A 354-nucleotide genomic window follows, 5' to 3' on the forward strand; every position below is an offset into this window, starting at 1 on the left:
GCCGTCTTCTACGAGGTCCTGGTCCGCTCCTTCCAGGACAGCAACGGCGACGGCATCGGCGACCTGAAGGGTCTGACCGCCAAGCTCGACTATCTGCAGTGGCTGGGGGTCGACTGCCTGTGGCTGCCGCCCTTCTTCAAGTCCCCGCTCAGGGACGGCGGTTACGACGTCTCCGACTACACCGCCGTGCTGCCGGAGTTCGGTGACCTCGCCGACTTCGTGGAGTTCGTGGACGCCGCCCACCAGCGCGGCATGCGCGTGATCATCGACTTCGTCATGAACCACACCAGCGACCAGCACCCGTGGTTCCAGGAGTCGAGGCGGGATCCGGACGGTCCGTACGGGGACTACTAC

At 65.5% G+C, this 354-nt stretch carries 1 protein-coding gene; it reads left to right on the forward strand.

The genetic code is table 11. The features are described from left to right. On the forward strand, positions 1-354 hold a 354-nt coding region (locus LMU33_RS40995; protein WP_249814975.1), incomplete at both ends, for an alpha-amylase family glycosyl hydrolase.

The organism is Streptomyces barringtoniae (genome assembly GCF_020819595.1).
In the GTDB taxonomy this organism is placed as follows: domain Bacteria; phylum Actinomycetota; class Actinomycetes; order Streptomycetales; family Streptomycetaceae; genus Streptomyces; species Streptomyces barringtoniae.